This window comes from Pseudomonas sp. GW821-FHT11D10, from assembly GCF_058808435.1.
In genome coordinates this window covers 242670-259727 of record NZ_JBXARR010000010.1, presented here as the reverse complement: position 1 = coordinate 259727, position 17058 = coordinate 242670, and the positions used below count along the sequence as shown (strand labels likewise).

At 62.1% G+C, this 17058-nt stretch carries 17 protein-coding genes; 14 read left to right on the top strand and 3 right to left on the bottom strand.

What is annotated here, in order from left to right; translation table 11 throughout:
• Positions 1-6 precede the first annotated feature (6 nt).
• From AC1RT4_RS25555 to AC1RT4_RS25510, 10 genes are all read left to right on the top strand, one after another.
• Positions 7-723, top strand: coding sequence for a FadR/GntR family transcriptional regulator (locus AC1RT4_RS25555; protein WP_007950814.1), 717 nt, complete (start codon positions 7-9; stop codon positions 721-723).
• A gap of 25 nt (positions 724-748) precedes the next feature.
• Positions 749-1624 (top strand): SMP-30/gluconolactonase/LRE family protein, encoded by an 876-nt coding sequence (locus AC1RT4_RS25550; RefSeq protein WP_493088792.1) that lies wholly within the window; start codon positions 749-751, stop codon positions 1622-1624.
• 270 nt (positions 1625-1894) lie between these two features.
• Positions 1895-2713, top strand: a complete 819-nt coding sequence (locus AC1RT4_RS25545) for an SDR family oxidoreductase (RefSeq protein ID WP_007950819.1) — start codon at positions 1895-1897, stop codon at positions 2711-2713.
• Between the two features lie 143 nt (positions 2714-2856).
• The gene (locus AC1RT4_RS25540; protein WP_007950821.1) at positions 2857-3861 is read left to right on the top strand and encodes a substrate-binding domain-containing protein; all 1005 of its coding nucleotides are present in this window, start codon (positions 2857-2859) and stop codon (positions 3859-3861) included.
• Positions 3862-3917: 56 nt separating this feature from the next.
• Positions 3918-5462: an L-arabinose ABC transporter ATP-binding protein AraG gene (gene araG / locus AC1RT4_RS25535; RefSeq protein ID WP_007950823.1), complete on the top strand. Its 1545-nt coding sequence runs from the start codon at positions 3918-3920 to the stop codon at positions 5460-5462.
• A gap of 12 nt (positions 5463-5474) precedes the next feature.
• Positions 5475-6443: an L-arabinose ABC transporter permease AraH gene (araH, locus tag AC1RT4_RS25530; protein ID WP_011335422.1), complete on the top strand. Its 969-nt coding sequence runs from the start codon at positions 5475-5477 to the stop codon at positions 6441-6443.
• 270 nt (positions 6444-6713) lie between these two features.
• Complete coding sequence (locus AC1RT4_RS25525) at positions 6714-7427, top strand: GntR family transcriptional regulator (protein WP_192562002.1); 714 nt, start codon at positions 6714-6716, stop codon at positions 7425-7427.
• A complete protein-coding gene (locus AC1RT4_RS25520) occupies positions 7424-8422 on the top strand; it encodes an ADP-ribosylglycohydrolase family protein (RefSeq protein ID WP_129973711.1) in 999 nt (332 codons plus the stop codon). Before AC1RT4_RS25525 ends, AC1RT4_RS25520 begins: the two co-directional genes overlap by 4 nt.
• 217 nt (positions 8423-8639) lie before the next feature.
• Complete coding sequence (locus AC1RT4_RS25515; RefSeq protein WP_262159897.1) at positions 8640-10106, top strand: purine-cytosine permease family protein; 1467 nt, start codon at positions 8640-8642, stop codon at positions 10104-10106.
• Positions 10099-11028, top strand: a complete 930-nt coding sequence (locus AC1RT4_RS25510) for a PfkB family carbohydrate kinase (protein ID WP_493088787.1) — start codon at positions 10099-10101, stop codon at positions 11026-11028. Before AC1RT4_RS25515 ends, AC1RT4_RS25510 begins: the two co-directional genes overlap by 8 nt.
• On the opposite strand, the gene AC1RT4_RS25505 is transcribed toward AC1RT4_RS25510, so the two are convergent.
• The 3 genes from AC1RT4_RS25505 to AC1RT4_RS25495 form a co-directional block, all read right to left on the bottom strand.
• Positions 11022-11351: a hypothetical protein gene (locus AC1RT4_RS25505; protein WP_007950836.1), complete on the bottom strand. Its 330-nt coding sequence runs from the start codon at positions 11349-11351 to the stop codon at positions 11022-11024. The genes AC1RT4_RS25510 and AC1RT4_RS25505 overlap by 7 nt on opposite strands.
• 82 nt (positions 11352-11433) lie before the next feature.
• Positions 11434-12630, bottom strand: a complete 1197-nt coding sequence (locus AC1RT4_RS25500; protein ID WP_493088785.1) for an MFS transporter — start codon at positions 12628-12630, stop codon at positions 11434-11436.
• 111 nt (positions 12631-12741) lie between these two features.
• Positions 12742-13395: an HD domain-containing protein gene (locus AC1RT4_RS25495; RefSeq protein WP_493088783.1), complete on the bottom strand. Its 654-nt coding sequence runs from the start codon at positions 13393-13395 to the stop codon at positions 12742-12744.
• 111 nt (positions 13396-13506) lie between these two features.
• Between AC1RT4_RS25495 and AC1RT4_RS25490 the strand changes: the two genes are divergently transcribed.
• From AC1RT4_RS25490 to dgoD, 4 genes are all read left to right on the top strand, one after another.
• Positions 13507-13989, top strand: coding sequence for a GNAT family N-acetyltransferase (locus tag AC1RT4_RS25490; RefSeq protein WP_493088781.1), 483 nt, complete (start codon positions 13507-13509; stop codon positions 13987-13989).
• A gap of 193 nt (positions 13990-14182) precedes the next feature.
• A complete protein-coding gene (locus AC1RT4_RS25485; protein WP_493088779.1) occupies positions 14183-15172 on the top strand; it encodes a 2-dehydro-3-deoxygalactonokinase in 990 nt (329 codons plus the stop codon).
• Positions 15173-15191: 19 nt separating this feature from the next.
• On the top strand, positions 15192-15812 hold the full coding sequence (locus AC1RT4_RS25480) for a 2-dehydro-3-deoxy-6-phosphogalactonate aldolase (RefSeq protein ID WP_096820983.1): 621 nt from the start codon (positions 15192-15194) through the stop codon (positions 15810-15812).
• A gap of 48 nt (positions 15813-15860) precedes the next feature.
• Positions 15861-17009 (top strand): galactonate dehydratase, encoded by a 1149-nt coding sequence (gene dgoD, locus AC1RT4_RS25475; RefSeq protein ID WP_007950849.1) that lies wholly within the window; start codon positions 15861-15863, stop codon positions 17007-17009.
• Positions 17010-17058: the final 49 nt, after the last annotated feature.

The following is a 17058-nucleotide window of genomic DNA, read 5'->3' as shown; positions in this document are numbered from 1 at the left end:
GTGTCCATGTCGAGCAGTTTTCACGCATCAACGGTTGACTGGCTGGGCGCCTGGATTGCCGCCGGCCAGGTCAAACCTGGGCAGGCGATCAAGGTTGAGGCCGATCTGGGCGAGCAACTCGGTGTCAGCCGCACCGTGATCCGCGAAGCCATCAAGACCCTCGTCGCCAAAGGCATGCTCGAAGTCGGGCCGAAAGTCGGCACGCGGGTGCTGCCGATCAAGCGCTGGAACCTGTTCGATCCGCAAGTCGTCGGCTGGTTGTCACGCAGCGGCCTACCGGAAAACTTCGTCGATGACCTGCTCGACCTGCGTCGCACCATCGAACCGATGGCGGTGCGCTGGGCCTGCGAGCGGGCGACCGTGGAACAGGTGCAAGCGGTGCAGCAGGCTTACAACGCGCTCGAACGGGCGGTCGACAGCGGCATCGATTACAACCGCGCCGACCAGTTCTTCCACGAATGCATTCTCGCCGCCAGCCACAATCAATTCATCGAGCAAATGGTGCCGGCCCTCGGCGCGCTGCTCGCTGTGTCCTTCGAAGTTTCTGCGGCCGATCCCGACGAATTGCGCCGCACACTGCCCATCCACAAAGACATGGCCGACGCCATCGCCGCACGGGATGCCGCGCGCGGGGTGTGGGCCTGCATGACCCTGATCGACAATGCCGACCTGGCCATCAAGCGGTTCTACCCGCAGGTAATGGCCGACAAAAAAGCCAGCTGACAAAAACAACAAGACAGGAGGTTGCATGACGTGGACTGCGGTGACAGAGCATCGGGCGCAACTGGGCGAAGGCCCGTTCTGGGATGCGCCGACCCAGGCGCTGTATTGGGTGGACATCGCCGGCAAACAGGCGCTGCGGCTGATCGGGCAGAACGTGCAGATCTGGCAGATGCCGGAGCACGTCTCGGCGTTCATTCCCTGCGCCAGCGGCGACGCGCTGGTGACCCTGAGCAGCGGCGTCTACCGGCTCGATCTGGATTCCCCCGGACTTGAGCCGCGACTGACGCTGTTCTGCGTCGCCGATCCGCAACCGGGCAACCGCGCCAACGAAGCGCGTTGCGATGGCCAGGGCCGCTTGTGGCTCGGGACGATGCAAAACAACATCGGTGAGCAGGGCGAAGATCTGCCGATCACCCGTCGCTCCGGCGGGCTGTTCCGGGTTGATCCGGATAAACGCGTCACGCCATTGCTGCGTGGCCTGGGGATTCCCAACACGCTGCTCTGGAGTGACGACGGCACCACGCTGCTGTTCGGCGACAGCCTCGACAGCACCTTGTATCGCTACTTCATCCACACCGACGGCAACCTCGACCTCGCCCAGCCTTGGTACAGCGCCGATCAGAACGGCGGCCCGGACGGCTCGGCGATGGACACCGAAGGCTACGTGTGGAACGCCCGCTGGGACGGCAGCTGCCTGCTGCGCCTGACACCGGATGGGCAGATCGACCGCAAGATTGATCTGCCGATCAGCCGCCCGACCAGTTGCGTATTCGGCGGCGCTGACCTGAAAACCCTGTACATCACCAGCGCCAAAAGTCCGCTGAACCACCCGCTGGACGGCGCCGTGCTGTCGTTGCAGATGGATGTCGCTGGAAAGCTCTGTACGCGATTTGCCAGTTAGATCCCAAAATATGGGATGCAAAATTATATATTGAGATTATTCGGCGGTCGGGTTTATAGTCGGCTCCAGCAGTAACACGCACTCACACTTAAAAAGAACAAAACAGGTGAAGTGATGCAGCGAATTTCCATCGCACTCCACAGCGGAGTCAGCGCTTCGGGCCGTTTCGGTGCCGCGGCGTGCGCTCGCCTGTTTTGTTCCAGAAGCCTTCCAGACCGGACATCGTCAGATGCCCGGTTTTTTTATGCTTTCGAACAGGAGTCCTGATTCATGGCTGAACCTCTGTCCCTGCCACCAGTGCCCGAGCCACCGAAAGGTGAGCGCCTGAAAAACAAGGTTGTGTTGCTGACCGGCGCCGCCCAAGGCATCGGCGAAGCGATCGTCGCGACCTTCGCCTCGCAGCAGGCCAAACTTGTGATCAGCGATATCCAGGCTGAAAAGGTCGAGAAAGTCGCCGCGCACTGGCGCGAGCAGGGTGCCGACGTGCAAGCGATCAAGGCCGACGTCTCGCGTCAGCAGGATCTGCATGCCATGGCCAAACTGGCCATCGAGCTGCACGGTCGCATCGACGTGCTGGTCAACTGCGCCGGGGTCAATGTGTTCCGCGATCCGCTGGAAATGACCGAAGAAGACTGGCACCGCTGCTTCGCCATTGACCTGGACGGTGCCTGGTATGGCTGCAAAGCCGTATTGCCGCAGATGATCGAGCAAGGCATCGGCAGCATCATCAATATTGCTTCGACCCATTCCACGAACATCATTCCCGGCTGCTTCCCGTACCCGGTGGCCAAGCACGGTCTGCTCGGGTTGACCCGCGCGCTGGGCATCGAGTACGCGCCGAAGGGCATTCGCGTCAATGCCATCGCCCCGGGCTACATCGAAACCCAGCTCAACGTCGATTACTGGAACGGCTTCGCCGACCCGCACGCCGAACGCCAGCGCGCTTTCGATCTGCATCCACCAAAACGTATCGGCCAGCCGATTGAAGTGGCAATGACCGCCGTGTTCCTGGCCAGTGATGAAGCGCCGTTCATCAACGCCTCGTGCATCACCATCGATGGTGGTCGCTCGGTGATGTACCACGACTGAAAATCCGGATTTCAGGTGGCAAGGTCCGCCTGAAATCCAATCATCATACGATATGACTATTGGCATCATGATTTGCGGGAAACGCTTCGACCGCTGTAACGCTTTTCAAATAACGCTCAAGAAAAATAACAAGGAGTCTGCTTATGAAACGTCGTTTCGGGATTCGTACCCTGTGCAGTACCGCGCTGGCGGTCACTGCGTTCAGCCTGAGCAGTTCGCTGCTGGCCGCCGATCCGGTGAAGATCGGTTTCCTGGTCAAGCAGGCCGAAGAGCCGTGGTTCCAGACTGAATGGGCCTTCGCCGAGAAAGCTGCCAAGGACAAAGGCTTCGAGCTGATCAAGATCGCCGTGCCGGACGGCGAGAAAACCCTCTCGGCCATCGACAGCCTTGCGGCCAACGGCGCCAAGGGCTTCGTTATCTGCCCGCCGGACGTGTCCCTCGGCCCTGCGATCATGGCCAAGGCCAAACTCAATGACCTGAAAGTCATCGCCGTCGACGACCGCTTCGTCGACGCCAATGGCAAGTTCATGGAAGACGTGCCGTATCTCGGCATGGCCGCGTTCGAAGTCGGCCAGAAGCAGGGCGCCGCCATGGCCGCCGAGGCGAAAAAACGCAACTGGGACTGGAAAGATACCTACGCGGTGGTCAACACCTACAACGAACTCGACACCGGCAAGAAGCGCACCGACGGCTCGATGAAGGCCCTCGAAGACGCCGGCATGCCGAAAGATCACATTTTGACTGCCGCTCTGAAAACCCTCGACGTACCGGGCAGCATGGACGCCACCAACTCGGCGCTGGTCAAGCTGCCGGGCGCGGCGAAGAACCTGATCATCGGCGGCATGAACGACAACACCGTGCTGGGCGGCGTGCGCGCCACCGAAGCCGCCGGGTTTGCCGCGGCCAACGTGATCGGCATCGGCATCAACGGCACCGACGCCATCGGCGAGCTGAAAAAGCCCAACAGCGGCTTCTACGGTTCGATGCTGCCGAGCCCGCACATCGAGGGCTACAACACCGCGAGCATGATGTACGAGTGGGTCACCACCGGCAAAGAACCGCCGAAGTACACCGCGATGGACGACGTCACCCTGATCACCCGCGACAACTTCAAGCAGGAGCTGGAGAAGATCGGCCTGTGGAACTGACGGCAGCGGCGGCCCGGGCAGCCGGGCCGCTTGAACGGTGTGATGAGGTGGCTTAAATGCACGCGCAAGTACAGACACAAGAACACAGCGCCAGCGGCAGCCTGCGTTTCAACGGGATCGGCAAGACCTTCCCGGGCGTGAAGGCGCTGGACGGCATCAGTTTCGTCGCTCACCCCGGGCAGGTTCACGCCTTGATGGGCGAGAACGGCGCCGGCAAGTCGACCCTGCTGAAAATCCTCGGCGGCGCTTACATTCCGAGCAGCGGCGAGCTGCAGATCGGCGAGCGGACGATGGCCTTCAAGTCCACCGCCGACAGCATCGGCAGCGGTGTGGCGGTGATTCACCAGGAGCTGCATCTGGTGCCGGAAATGACCGTGGCCGAGAACCTGTTTCTCGGTCACCTGCCGGCCAGTTTCGGCCTGATCAATCGCGGCGCGCTGCGCCAACAAGCCTTGGCTTGCCTCAAAGGTCTGGCCGATGAAATCGACCCGCAGACCAAGGTCGGACGCCTGTCCCTCGGCCAGCGGCAACTGGTGGAAATCGCCAAGGCGCTGTCCCGTGGCGCGCATGTGATCGCGTTCGACGAACCGACCAGCAGCCTTTCGGCGCGGGAAATCGACCGCTTGATGGCGATCATCGGCCGACTGCGCGACGAGGGCAAAGTGGTGCTTTACGTCTCCCATCGCATGGAGGAAGTGTTCCGCATCTGCGACGCGGTGACGGTGTTCAAGGACGGCCGCTACGTGCGCACCTTCGACGACATGAGCCAGTTGACCCACGATCAACTGGTGACCTGCATGGTCGGGCGCGACATTCAGGATATCTACGATTATCGCGGTCGCCCGCGCGGTGCCGTGGCGCTGAGAGTCGATGGCTTGCTCGGCCCGGGCCTGCGCGAGCCAATCAGTTTCGATGCGCACAAAGGCGAGATTCTGGGCCTGTTCGGACTGGTCGGGGCAGGGCGTACCGAGCTGTTCCGGTTGCTCAGCGGTCTGGAACGCAACACCGCCGGACGCCTGGAATTGCGCGGCCATGAACTGAAATTGCGTTCGCCCCGCGATGCGATTGCCGCCGGGATTCTGTTGTGCCCGGAGGACCGCAAGAAGGAGGGCATCATCCCGCTCGCCAGCGTCGCCGAGAACATCAACATCAGTGCGAGGGGCGCGAATTCCGGGCTCGGTTGTCTGCTGCGCGGGATCTGGGAAAAGGGCAACGCCGACAAACAGATCAAGGCCCTGAAAGTGAAAACGCCCCACGCCGGGCAACAGATCAAGTTCCTCTCCGGCGGCAATCAGCAGAAGGCGATTCTCGGCCGCTGGCTGTCGATGCCGATGAAAGTCCTGCTGCTCGACGAGCCGACCCGGGGCATCGACATCGGCGCCAAGGCCGAGATCTACCAGATCATCCATAACCTGGCCGCCGACGGTATTTCGGTGATCGTGGTGTCCAGCGATCTGATGGAAGTAATGGGTATCTCCGACCGCATTCTGGTGCTGTGCGAGGGCGCCCTGCGTGGCGAAGTCAGCCGCGACCAGGCCAACGAATCCAACCTGCTGCAACTGGCTTTGCCGCGCCACCGCGCTGACGGCGTGGCGAACTGAGAGGTGACTATGATGACAACCCAAAACGAAACCCTGCCGACCGAGCGCAAACCTCTGGATATGCGGCGCTTCCTCGATGACTGGGTGATGCTGCTGGCGGCGGTGGGCATTTTTGTCGCCTGCACCTTGCTGATCGACAACTTCCTCTCGCCGCTGAACATGCGTGGCCTGGGCCTGGCGATTTCCACCACCGGGATCGCCGCGTGCACCATGTTGTACTGCCTGGCGTCGGGGCATTTCGACTTGTCGGTGGGGTCGGTGATCGCCTGCGCCGGGGTGGTTGCGGCGGTGGTGATGCGCGACACCAACAGCGTGTTTCTCGGCGTCAGTGCGGCGCTGGTGATGGGCCTGATCGTCGGTTTGATCAACGGCATCGTGATTGCCAAGTTGCGGGTCAATGCGCTGATCACGACGTTGGCGACCATGCAAATCGTCCGTGGCCTGGCCTACATTTTTGCCAACGGCAAAGCGGTAGGCGTGTCCCAGGAATCGTTCTTCGTGTTCGGCAACGGCCAGCTGTTCGGCGTGCCGGTACCGATCCTGATCACCATCGTCTGCTTCCTGTTTTTCGGCTGGTTGCTGAACTACACGACCTACGGGCGCAACACCATGGCCATCGGTGGCAACCAGGAAGCGGCGTTGCTGGCAGGGGTCAACGTTGATCGCACGAAGATCATCATCTTCGCGGTGCATGGGGTGATCGGTGCGCTGGCGGGGGTGATTCTGGCTTCGCGGATGACTTCGGGTCAGCCGATGATCGGGCAGGGGTTTGAGCTGACAGTGATTTCGGCTTGCGTGTTGGGCGGGGTGTCGCTGAGTGGCGGGATCGGGATGATTCGGCATGTGATTGCCGGGGTGTTGATTCTGGCGATTATCGAGAATGCGATGAACCTGAAGAATATCGACACGTTTTATCAGTATGTGATTCGTGGGTCGATTTTGTTGTTGGCTGTTGTCATTGACCGACTCAAGCAACGCTAAGATCAAGAGCTCCCTCACCCCCGCCCTCTCCCGGAGGGAGAGGGAGCCGATTGGGGGATGCTTCAGAGATACATCGACCTGAAAGTGCTTTGCTGAATCCATAATCGACTGGCTTTTTCAGGTCGATGTAAAGCATGAGACAGCTCGGTCAGTCCCCTCTCCCTCCGGGAGAGGGCTAGGGTGAGGGAAAGCTTTTGATCTCCCGCCTTCCGTCACCCCACCCAAAATATCCCTTGCCCGCTCCAGCCCGTTTCGGTTATCACTTTGTACATGATTAGACAGGTACGATTTGACAAGAAACAACGGGTGGTCGACGAGCTCGTCCGACGCATCGAAAGCGGCCTCATGGAGGACGGCTTTCTGTTGCCCGGCGAGCATCAGTTGGCTCAGGAATTCAACGTCAGCCGTGGCACGTTGCGCGAAGCGCTGGCCGAACTGAAGCGGCGCAATTACATCGCCACGCAAAGCGGGGTCGGCTCCATCGTCACGTTTGACGGTGTGGTGCTCGACCAGCGTAGCGGCTGGGCCCAGGCCCTGGCCGACAGCGGGGCGCTGATCAATACCGATGTGCTGCGTCTGGAGGCCGTGACCCGCGAGGATTTGCTTCCGCGTTTCGGCTCCGATCAATTCATTCTTCTCGAGCGCCGCCGCCGTTCCAACGACGGCACGGCGGTGTCCCTCGAACGTTCTCTGATGCCCGCCACCGGAGGCCTGGAAAGCCTGCCGCGGGTTGGCCTGATCGACAATTCCCTGACCATCACCCTGGCCGCCTACGGTTATGTCGGTGAGCGCGGCGATCAATGGATCGGCGCCGAACCGCTCAACGCGATGGACGCCGAACTGCTCGGCCGTCCGGAAGGCACGGTGTTCCTCAAGGCATTGCGCACCACCTACGACCGGCAGAACCGTTTCATGGAACAGGTCGAAAGCCTGCTCGACCCGGTGCATTTCCGTCTGCACCTGCAATTTGGAGAATCGAAATGACCGCCCTCGACCGTGCCCTGGGCGCGTTTTACGGCCTGGCCCTCGGCGATGCGCTGGGCATGCCGACGCAATCCCTGAACCGCGAAACCATCAAGCAACGCTTCGGCCAGATCACCGATCTGCAAGACGCCGGCCCCTTGCAGCCGATTGCCGCGAACATGCCCAAGGGCTCGATCACCGATGACACCGAACAGGCGATTCTGGTCGGTGAGTTGCTGGTCGAAGGCAAGGGCCGGATCGAACCGGCAGTGCTGGCGCAACGGCTGATCGAATGGGAAGCCGAGATGCAGGCCAAGGGCTCGCAGGACTTGCTCGGCCCGTCGACCAAACGTGCGATCGAAATGATCCTCGCCGGCCATTCGCCGGAAGAGGCCGGGCGCTACGGCACCACCAACGGCGCAGCGATGCGCATCACCCCGGTGGGGATCGCGGCGGATGTCGCCGACCCCGAGCGTTTTATCGCGGCGGTGGTGCAGGCTTGCCAAGTCACCCACAACACCACGCTGGGGATTTCCAGCGCGGCGGCGGTGGCAGCGGTGGTTTCTGCCGGCATCAACGGTCTGGATCTGGGCGAGGCGCTGAACCTCGGCCAACAGATCGCCCAGCAAGCTGAATCGCACGGCCACTGGGTGGCCGGTGGGCGCATCGCGTCGCGGATCAGTTGGGCGCGCAGTATCAGTGTCGAGAGCGACCCGGTGTTGCTCGCGGATCTGCTGTACGACGTGATCGGCACCTCGGTGGCGTCGCAGGAATCGGTGGTGGTGTCGTTCGCCCTCGCGCAGCAAGTCGCTGTCGGTGAAATGACGCCGTTCGATGCGCTGTGCATGGCCGCGAGCCTGGGTGGCGACACCGACACCATCGCCGCGATTCTCGGCGCCATGCTCGGGGCCTGCCTGGGTCTGCAGAGCTGGCCGGCGCCGATGATCGAGACGGTGAAGGCCGTCAATGGTCTGGAGCTGGAACCGTTGGTGCAGGGGCTGTTGGCCTTGCGCTGATTGGACTGACGCCATCGTCGGATCGCCGCCCGGAGCAGGCTCGCTCCCACAAATACGGCGTTATCTCCGTGGGAGCGAGCCTGCTCGCGATGGACGCACCACAAACCTCGAATATTCACCCGCAATGGATCGCGCAGACAGGCCCAGGAAGGGCGGGATGTCTTGTCGTTCTGCGTCATTGCCACAACCACAATAAAGGCAAACAGGAGCATTTTTCATGAGTTCATCGAACGCCGGGCAAAGCGCCGGGCAACTGGAAACCCGGGGCATCGAACCGGTGCCGGAAGGCGAGTGCAACGGCCATCCGCTGCAACTGTTCTGGGTCTGGTTCGCTGCCAATATTTCTATCTTGGGCCTGCCGCTGGGCGCCACGCTGGTTGCGTTTCGCGGCCTGGCGATCTGGCAGGCGATCATCGTCGCCATCCTCGGCGCTGCCGGTTCGTTCGCGGTGGTGGGGATCATCTCGATTGCCGGCCGTCGCGGTCGTGCGCCGAGCCTGACCCTGTCCCGGGCGATCTTCGGTGTGCGCGGCAATATTGGCCCGACGCTAGTGTCGCTGATGTCGCGCCTGGGCTGGGAAACCGTCAACACCACCACGGCCGCATTCGTGCTGTTGTCGTTGTGCTCGATCCTGTTCGGCTCGCCGGTGGAAGCCAAAAGCGCGCCGGTGCTGACCCTGGTCTTCATCGCGATTTTCGTGCTGCTGACCCTGTCGGTGTCCGGCCTCGGCCACGCCACCTTGCTGGTGATCCAGAAGTGGGCGACCTACGTGTTCGGCGCGCTGAACATTCTGGTCGGCGGCTTCCTCTGCGCGACCATCGACTGGAGCGCGGTGTTCAACGCCACGCCGGCGCCGATGAGCGCGATGATCATCGGCATCGGCACCATGGCCGCCGGCACCGGGATCGGCTGGGCCAACGCAGGCGCCGACATGTCGCGCTATCAGCATCGCAGCGTCAAAGCCGTGCGCCTGGTCGCTTCGGCGGCGTTCGGCGCGGGGATTCCGCTGGTGCTGTTGATCACCCTCGGCGGCCTGCTGTCGGTGGGCAACAACGATCTGGCGTCGGCGACTGACCCGATCGTGGCGATCCGCGACATGCTGCCGACCTGGATGGCCGTGCCGTACCTGATCACTGCATTCGGCGGCCTGCTGCTGTCGAACAACCTGTCGGTGTATTCCGCCGGTTTGACCACGCTGACCCTCGGCCTGAAGGTCAAACGCGTGTACGCGGTGGTGGTCGATATCGTTGCGATCTTCGCCGGTTCGATCTACTTCATGCTGATCGCCGACAGCTTCTATGGCCCGTTCATTACCTTCATTTCCCTGCTGGCAGTGCCGATCACCGCGTGGGTCGGGATCTTCGTGGTCGACCTGATTCACCGTCACTACTACAGCCCGAAAGACCTGCTCGACGTCAGCCCGAGCAGTGCCTACTGGTACAGCGGCGGCATCGAGTGGCGCGCGTTCGGCGCGTGGGCGATTGCCATCGTGCTGGGCTTCAGTTTCACCACCATCGGCACCACGGCTGAAAATGTCTGGTTCAAGGGCTTCCTGTCCGATTCGTGGCTGGGCCACAACGGCCTCGGCTGGATCGTGACGTTCGTGGTCGCCGGCGGCATTTACTTCGTACTCGGCGGGGCGAGAGATCGTCGCGCTGCGCAATCCGAGAATGCTCATGCCTAAGATGTTGCACACCGGCCAGGTCATCATCGACCTGGTCATGGCCGTGGATGCGCTGCCGCAAATCGGCGGTGACGTGCTGGCGCAGTCCGCCAGTTTCGAAGCCGGCGGCGGTTTCAATGTGATGGCTGCCGCTGCGCGTAATGGCTTGCCGGTGGTCTATCTGGGTCGCCATGGCAATGGTCGTTTCGGCGATCTGGCGCGGCAGGCGATGAACGCCGAAGGCATTCGTATCGGCATCGACCAGCCTGCTGAGCGCGACACCGGGATCTGCGTGGCGCTGACCGATGCGTCGGCCGAGCGTAGCTTCATTTCCTACATCGGCGCTGAAGGTGAAGTCACGGCGGCAGAGCTGAACAGCGTTGCAGCCGAGGCGGGGGACTACGTCTACGTCAGCGGCTACAGCCTGCTGCACAGCGGTAAGGCCCAGGCATTGCTGGACTGGACGCTGGCGCTGCCGAAGACGATCAACGTGGTGTTCGATCCGGGCCCGCTGGTGGAGTCGCCGGACTCACCGATGATGCAGGCATTGCTGCCGCGCATCGATGTGTGGACCAGCAACAGTGTCGAGGCATTGCGTTTCACTGGCGCGACGGACATCGAAACGGCGCTGGACCGATTGACCGTGCACCTGCCACGGGAGGTGCTGATGGTAGTGCGCGACGGCCCGCAGGGTTGCTGGATTCATCAGCACGGCGAGCGTCAGCATGTGCCGGGTTTCAAGGTGCAAGCGGTGGACAGCAACGGCGCGGGCGATGCACATGCAGGCGTGTTCGTCGCTGGATTGGCGCAAGGACTGTTGGCACATGAGGCCGCCCGGCGGGCGAACGCTGCAGCCGCGTTGGCCGTCACCCGCTGGGGCCCGGCGACCTCACCGGGCACGGCCGAAGTCGATGCGCTGATCCGCGAATCTTCCGCCTACTGACCAGCCCCCTCGGAGCCCGAGCCACCGGTGGTGGTTTTCGAGCCCATGCCGGAGCCGGAATTGTCAGGCGGCACCGGGTTGCCGGAAGTGCCGCCCTGGCGTCCCGGATCGTTGCCCTGGGTGCGCGGGTCGGTGCCGGTGGCGGGCGGCAGGGCGTTCTCGACGCCCGAGCCATCGGTGTTCATGCCGGGGGCACTCTGGATGGCCGGAGCTTTCGGGCGCTCGACCGGATCGGTGGGGCCGGTTCCGGTGGCCGTCGCAGCGAAGGCCACGGGAGAGAGCAGGGCCGCGAAAACGAGAGCAGTCAACCTTGACGAGATCATGGGGTTTCTCCAGTGATTGGAATCCTTACCTGATCTTGGGCCGCCCTTACGTCGCATAGGTGCCGGATGAGCGACGAACGGTTCAGTTCGTCAGCGCGTTTTCTACCGTGATTCGCCGCCACAGCAAGCGGCCGACGGTGATCGTCCAGTTCAACGCCGCCACCGCCAGCACCGTCAGCAACAGCGTCGGCATGCCGTGCTCGACGATGATTTTTCCGGCCAGCAGCGGGAATCCGAACACGCCGATGAAGTACGCCAGACTGAACAGCAGCAACGCCTGCGACGTAGTGCCGGGCGGCGCTTCGTTGGCCGCCAGCCCATTGATCACCGAGTAGGTGAGGCCGTAACCGACACCGAGCATCACCGCCGCCAGCAGATAGCTGAAACCACTCTGCACGCCGAACGCGAACAACACGATCGAGCCCAGCATCAACCCCGACAACAGGCACGATGCGCGCAGCGGATCACGCTTGACCACATAGCCTGCGATCAACATCCGGCTGCTGATCGCAGCGCTCATGAAGCCCAGAAAGAACAGCGAATAGTCCAGCGAACGGGCGGCGGCATAGCTGGTCTGGAAACTCGACAGCCCGCCGAATACGCAACCGCCGAGGCCGACCATGATGATCGGAAACACCGCGCGGGAGCCGAGCACCTGTGTCGTCGCCTGCCAAGAGATTCGTGCGGCTGACGTTGCCTGTGTGCCTTTCAATCGGGCACCGAGACGCCAGAACAACAGCACGCCGACCAGGCTCGCCGCAGCCGCCAGATAGAACGCCGACGTCACCGGCAACCCCAGCGCACTCGCCGCACGTCCGAGCAGCGGGCCGCTGCCGATCCCGGTCATCATGCTGCCGGACAGCAGCGCAAAGTATTTTGCCCGCTGCGCCGGGCTCACCAGACTGGCGACGATGATCGGCCCCAGCGTGTAGAACACGCCCCAGCCCAAACCAAGCAGCAATCCGAAAAACAGCAGCCAATGGCCGAAGCCCAGCGTCATCGCAAACCCCAGACTCGCCGCCACCAACAGCAGCCCGAACAACGCAATCGAACGCGCCGCGCCCAGCCAGTCGGACAGGTGCCCGGACACCAGCACTGCAACGAAGGTGCTGAGCATCGCCGCACTGATCACGCTGCCGGCATCGTGCTCGTTGCCGCCGCGAGAACCGATCAGCAGCGAGAGCAAAAACGTCGCGCCATAGGACAGCGACAACAGATAACTGGCGAGGCAGAACAGGCCGAACAGTTTGCCCGAGACCTGGGGTGTTGCTTGAGGCATGACGCGGTTCCTTGACCGGAAAAATTGAGCGTCATCTATCTAACACGTCAGGCCCTCGGCTTAGGTCTGAGCTTGGCGATCTCAGGATCGTGATTGACCGGAGTAACGCCTTCAGACCACGCCGATCTCTTCCTTGAATTGCTCCATGAATCCTTTCAGGCGTTGATGACGGATCTGTGCCAGACTCTGACCGGCTGCGGTCTGGAAACCGTCGGCGAGGTGCAACAGTTTGGTCTGGAAATGATCGAGGCAGAATCGCTTGTCGTCGTAGTCCCTTTCCCGGGCCTCGGGATCTTGCGGGTCGTACAGCGAGCTTCCCATGCGCCCGGCGATGTAAAAGGTGCGGGCGACACCGAGCATGCCCAGGGAATCGAGACGGTCGGCGTCCTGCATCAGTCGGGCTTCGAGGGTGGTCGGTGTGATGTTGGCGGAAAAACTGTGGGCTTCGATGGCGTGGATGACGGCGTCGATTCTGGCTTCGGGCCAGTTCAGGTTTGCCAACACCATTGATGCTTTTTCCGCTGCCAGGCGTGATGCCTGTGAACGCAGCGGCGAGTTCTTTTCCACCGCCACGCAATCGTGCAGCAACACCGCCGCGAGCAGCACCTCAAGATCGCCACCTTCCTCGGCCTGCAAGGTACGCGCGTTGTGCCAGACTCGTTGCAGGTGTGAAAGGTCATGGGCGCCGTCTTCCGACGGTTCCAGCGCGTGGGGCAACAGTTCGGCGGCGAGTTCCGCGAGGGGCGAGAAAGCGAAGTTGTTCATGGGCGTCCTTTCGATTGTTCGGCGGCGCTAGCCTAATCTGTGGATTGCCATGTGACGAGCGCCGCGCGCCGCCTTAGTATGGCGTTTTCTTTTTTCCGACAAGGCCCGTCCATGACGATCGAAATCCGCCCGGCGACCCCCAGCGATGCTCCGCAAATCCTCGCGTTCATCACCGAATTGGCAGACTTCGAAAAGGCCCGTCACGAAGTCATCGCCAGCGTCGCCGACATCGAGCGCAGCCTGTTCAGCGAAGGCGCCACCGCCCATGGTCTGATCTGCCTGCGCGACGGCGTACCGATCGGTTTCGCGGTGTTCTTCTTCAGCTATTCGACCTGGCTGGGCAGCAACTGCCTGTACCTCGAAGACCTCTACATCACCCCCGAGCAACGGGGCGGCGGCGCCGGCAAAAACCTGCTGCGCCACCTCGCGAAAATCGCCTGCGCCAACGACTGCGGCCGCTTCGAATGGAGCGTGCTGGACTGGAACACCCCGGCCATCGAATTCTACAAATCCCTCGGCGCCCAGCCGCAGGAAGAGTGGGTGCGTTACCGCATGGATGGCAAGGTGTTGCGCGAGTTTGCCGAGGGCAACTGAGCCGAGCCAGGAATATCGCAGCCCGAGACGGCTCCAGCAGGAAGTTGAATTCCTCTGAAGGCACTGTTTCTGGCTGCGATATTTTTTTTGTCATCGTCCCATAATGTGGGAATGATATTTATATATTGAGATTTTGCATTCGCCGGGTTTATAGTCCGTTTCACTCACTGCCAATAACAAAACAGGTGAAGCGATGCTGGCGCAATTGATCGCGCTCGATTGGGGGACGACCTCACTACGTGCTTACAAACTCGCTGCGGGCGGGCAGGTGCTGGCGCAGCGGTCGCTGTCGTTCGGGATCATGCAGTTGCCGAAGACACCGCGGGTCATCAACGGTCGCGAATGCTCCGACGGTTTTGAACTGGCGTTCGACGAGGCGTGCGGCGACTGGCTCGACGCGCAACCCGATTTGCCGGTGATTGCCTGCGGCATGGTCGGCAGCGCTCAGGGCTGGCGCGAAGCGTCCTACCACGATACGCCGGCCAACGTGGCCGATCTCGGAAAATCCCTGCAAACCGTTCGCAGTATTCGCGGTGTCGATGTGCACATCGTGCCGGGTGTGATTCAACGTTCGACGCTGCCGAACGTGATGCGCGGCGAGGAAACCCAGGTCCTCGGCGTCTTGCAGAATCTGCCGGTAGAGGCGGGCAACGATCTGCTGATCGGCCTGCCGGGCAGTCATTCGAAATGGGTGGAAGTGGCCGACGGTTGCATCACCCGCTTCGACACCTTCATGACCGGCGAAGTGTTCGCCGTGCTCAGCGAACACAGCATTCTCGGTCGTACGCAACAGCACAGCGCGACGTTCGACGCCGAGGCGTTTGATCGCGGCGTGCAGGTGGCGTTGTCGGCAGAAGGCGAAATCGGCGTGCTGTCGACCCTGTTCAGCGCCCGCAGCCTGGGCCTGACCGGTGAACTCGGCGCCACCGCGCAACCGGACTATCTGTCCGGCCTGCTGATCGGCCATGAACTGACGGCGCTGGCCGCCGTGCAAAGGCGCCGACGCAACAGCACACATCTTCCTTCGATCATCCTCATCGGCAACGCGCAATTGTGCGCCCGCTACAGCCGTGCCCTCGACACCTGCGGTTTTGCCCAGGTGACCCTGGCCGAGCAAGCCACCGAGCGTGGTCTGTGGCAACTGGCGCTCGCCGCCGGACTGATCGATTCCTCATCCCGTTAACCCTGACTGGAGGCCTGACATGCTCAAGCAAGCACTGGCGCAAAACGGTCTGATCGCGATCCTGCGCGGCCTGCATCCGCAGGAAGCCGCCGCTGTCGGAGAAGTCCTGTATGCGGCCGGATTTCGCGTCATCGAAGTACCGCTCAATTCCCCCGCGCCGTACGAAAGTATTCGCATCCTGCGTAAGACCCTGCCCGCCGATTGCCTGATCGGTGCCGGCACGGTTCTTACTCCGGAACAGGTCGAACTGGTGAAGGAGGCCGGCGGCCAGGTCATCGTCATGCCCCACAGCGATGCCAAGGTGTTGCGGGCAGCGAAAGCAGCCGGGCTGTATCTGTCGCCGGGCGTTGCCACACCGACCGAAGCCTTTGCGGCACTGGAGGAGGGCGCGGACATTCTCAAGCTGTTCCCGGCCGAACAGATGGGCCCTGCGGTGGTGAAAGCCTGGCTGGCGGTGTTGCCGGTCGGGACGATTCTAGCGCCGGTCGGCGGCATCACGCCGGACAACATGCAGGCGTTCATCGACGCTGGCGTCAAAGGCTTCGGCCTCGGGTCCGGGCTGTTCAAGCCGGGCATGACGACTGAGCAAGTGGCGGCCAATGCCAAGGCCTACGTGGCGGCCTGGAAAGCCCTTCGCTAAGACTTTTCCGGCGCTGCGTGCGCTGCATCTAACAAGAGAGACAAGCAGATGAAAATCACCAAACTCACCACCTTCATCGTCCCGCCGCGCTGGTGCTTCCTGAAAGTCGAAACCGACGAGGGCGTGACCGGTTGGGGCGAGCCCGTGGTCGAGGGCCGTGCCCACACGGTCGCTGCTGCGGTTGAGGAATTGTCCGACTACCTGATCGGCAAAGACCCACGCAATATCGAAGACATCTGGACCGTACTGTATCGCGGCGGCTTCTACCGGGGCGGCGCGATCCACATGAGCGCGCTCGCCGGTATCGATCAGGCGCTGTGGGACATCAAGGGCAAGGCCCTCGGTGTGTCGGTCAGCGATCTGCTCGGCGGTCAGGTGCGGGACAAGATCCGCGTGTATTCGTGGATCGGCGGCGACCGTCCGGCAGACACCGCGCGGGCCGCGAAAGAGGCGGTGGGCCGTGGTTTTACTGCTGTGAAAATGAACGGCACCGAAGAGCTGCAATTTCTCGATACCTTCGAAAAGGTCGATCTGGCCCTGGCCAACGTTGCCGCCGTGCGTGATGCGGTGGGGCCGAACGTCGGCATCGGCGTCGACTTCCATGGCCGGGTGCACAAGCCGATGGCCAAGGTGCTGATGAAGGAACTCGACCCGTACAAACTGATGTTCATCGAAGAGCCGGTGCTCAGCGAAAACTACGAAGCGCTGAAAGAGCTGGCACCGCTGACCAGCACACCGATTGCCCTCGGTGAGCGGCTGTTTTCGCGCTGGGACTTTAAACGGGTGTTGAGCGAAGGTTACGTCGACATCATCCAGCCGGATGCGTCCCACGCCGGCGGCATCACCGAGACCCGCAAGATCGCCAACATGGCTGAAGCCTACGACGTGGCGCTGGCGCTGCATTGCCCGCTGGGGCCGATCGCGCTGGCGGCGTGCCTGCAACTGGACGCCGCTTGTTACAACGCGTTTATCCAGGAGCAGAGCTTGGGCATCCATTACAACGAGAGCAATGACCTGCTCGATTATGTGAAGGATCCACGGGTGTTCGACTACGACAAAGGCTTCGTGAAAATCCCGAACGGCCCGGGTCTGGGGATCGAGATCAATGAGGAATACGTGATCGAACGCGCGGCGGTCGGCCACCGCTGGCGCAACCCGATCTGGCGTCATGCCGATGGCAGTTTTGCCGAGTGGTGAGTCGCTGACTCTCTGCCGCATCCAGTAAGTCAGATCTCCAGGGAGCGGA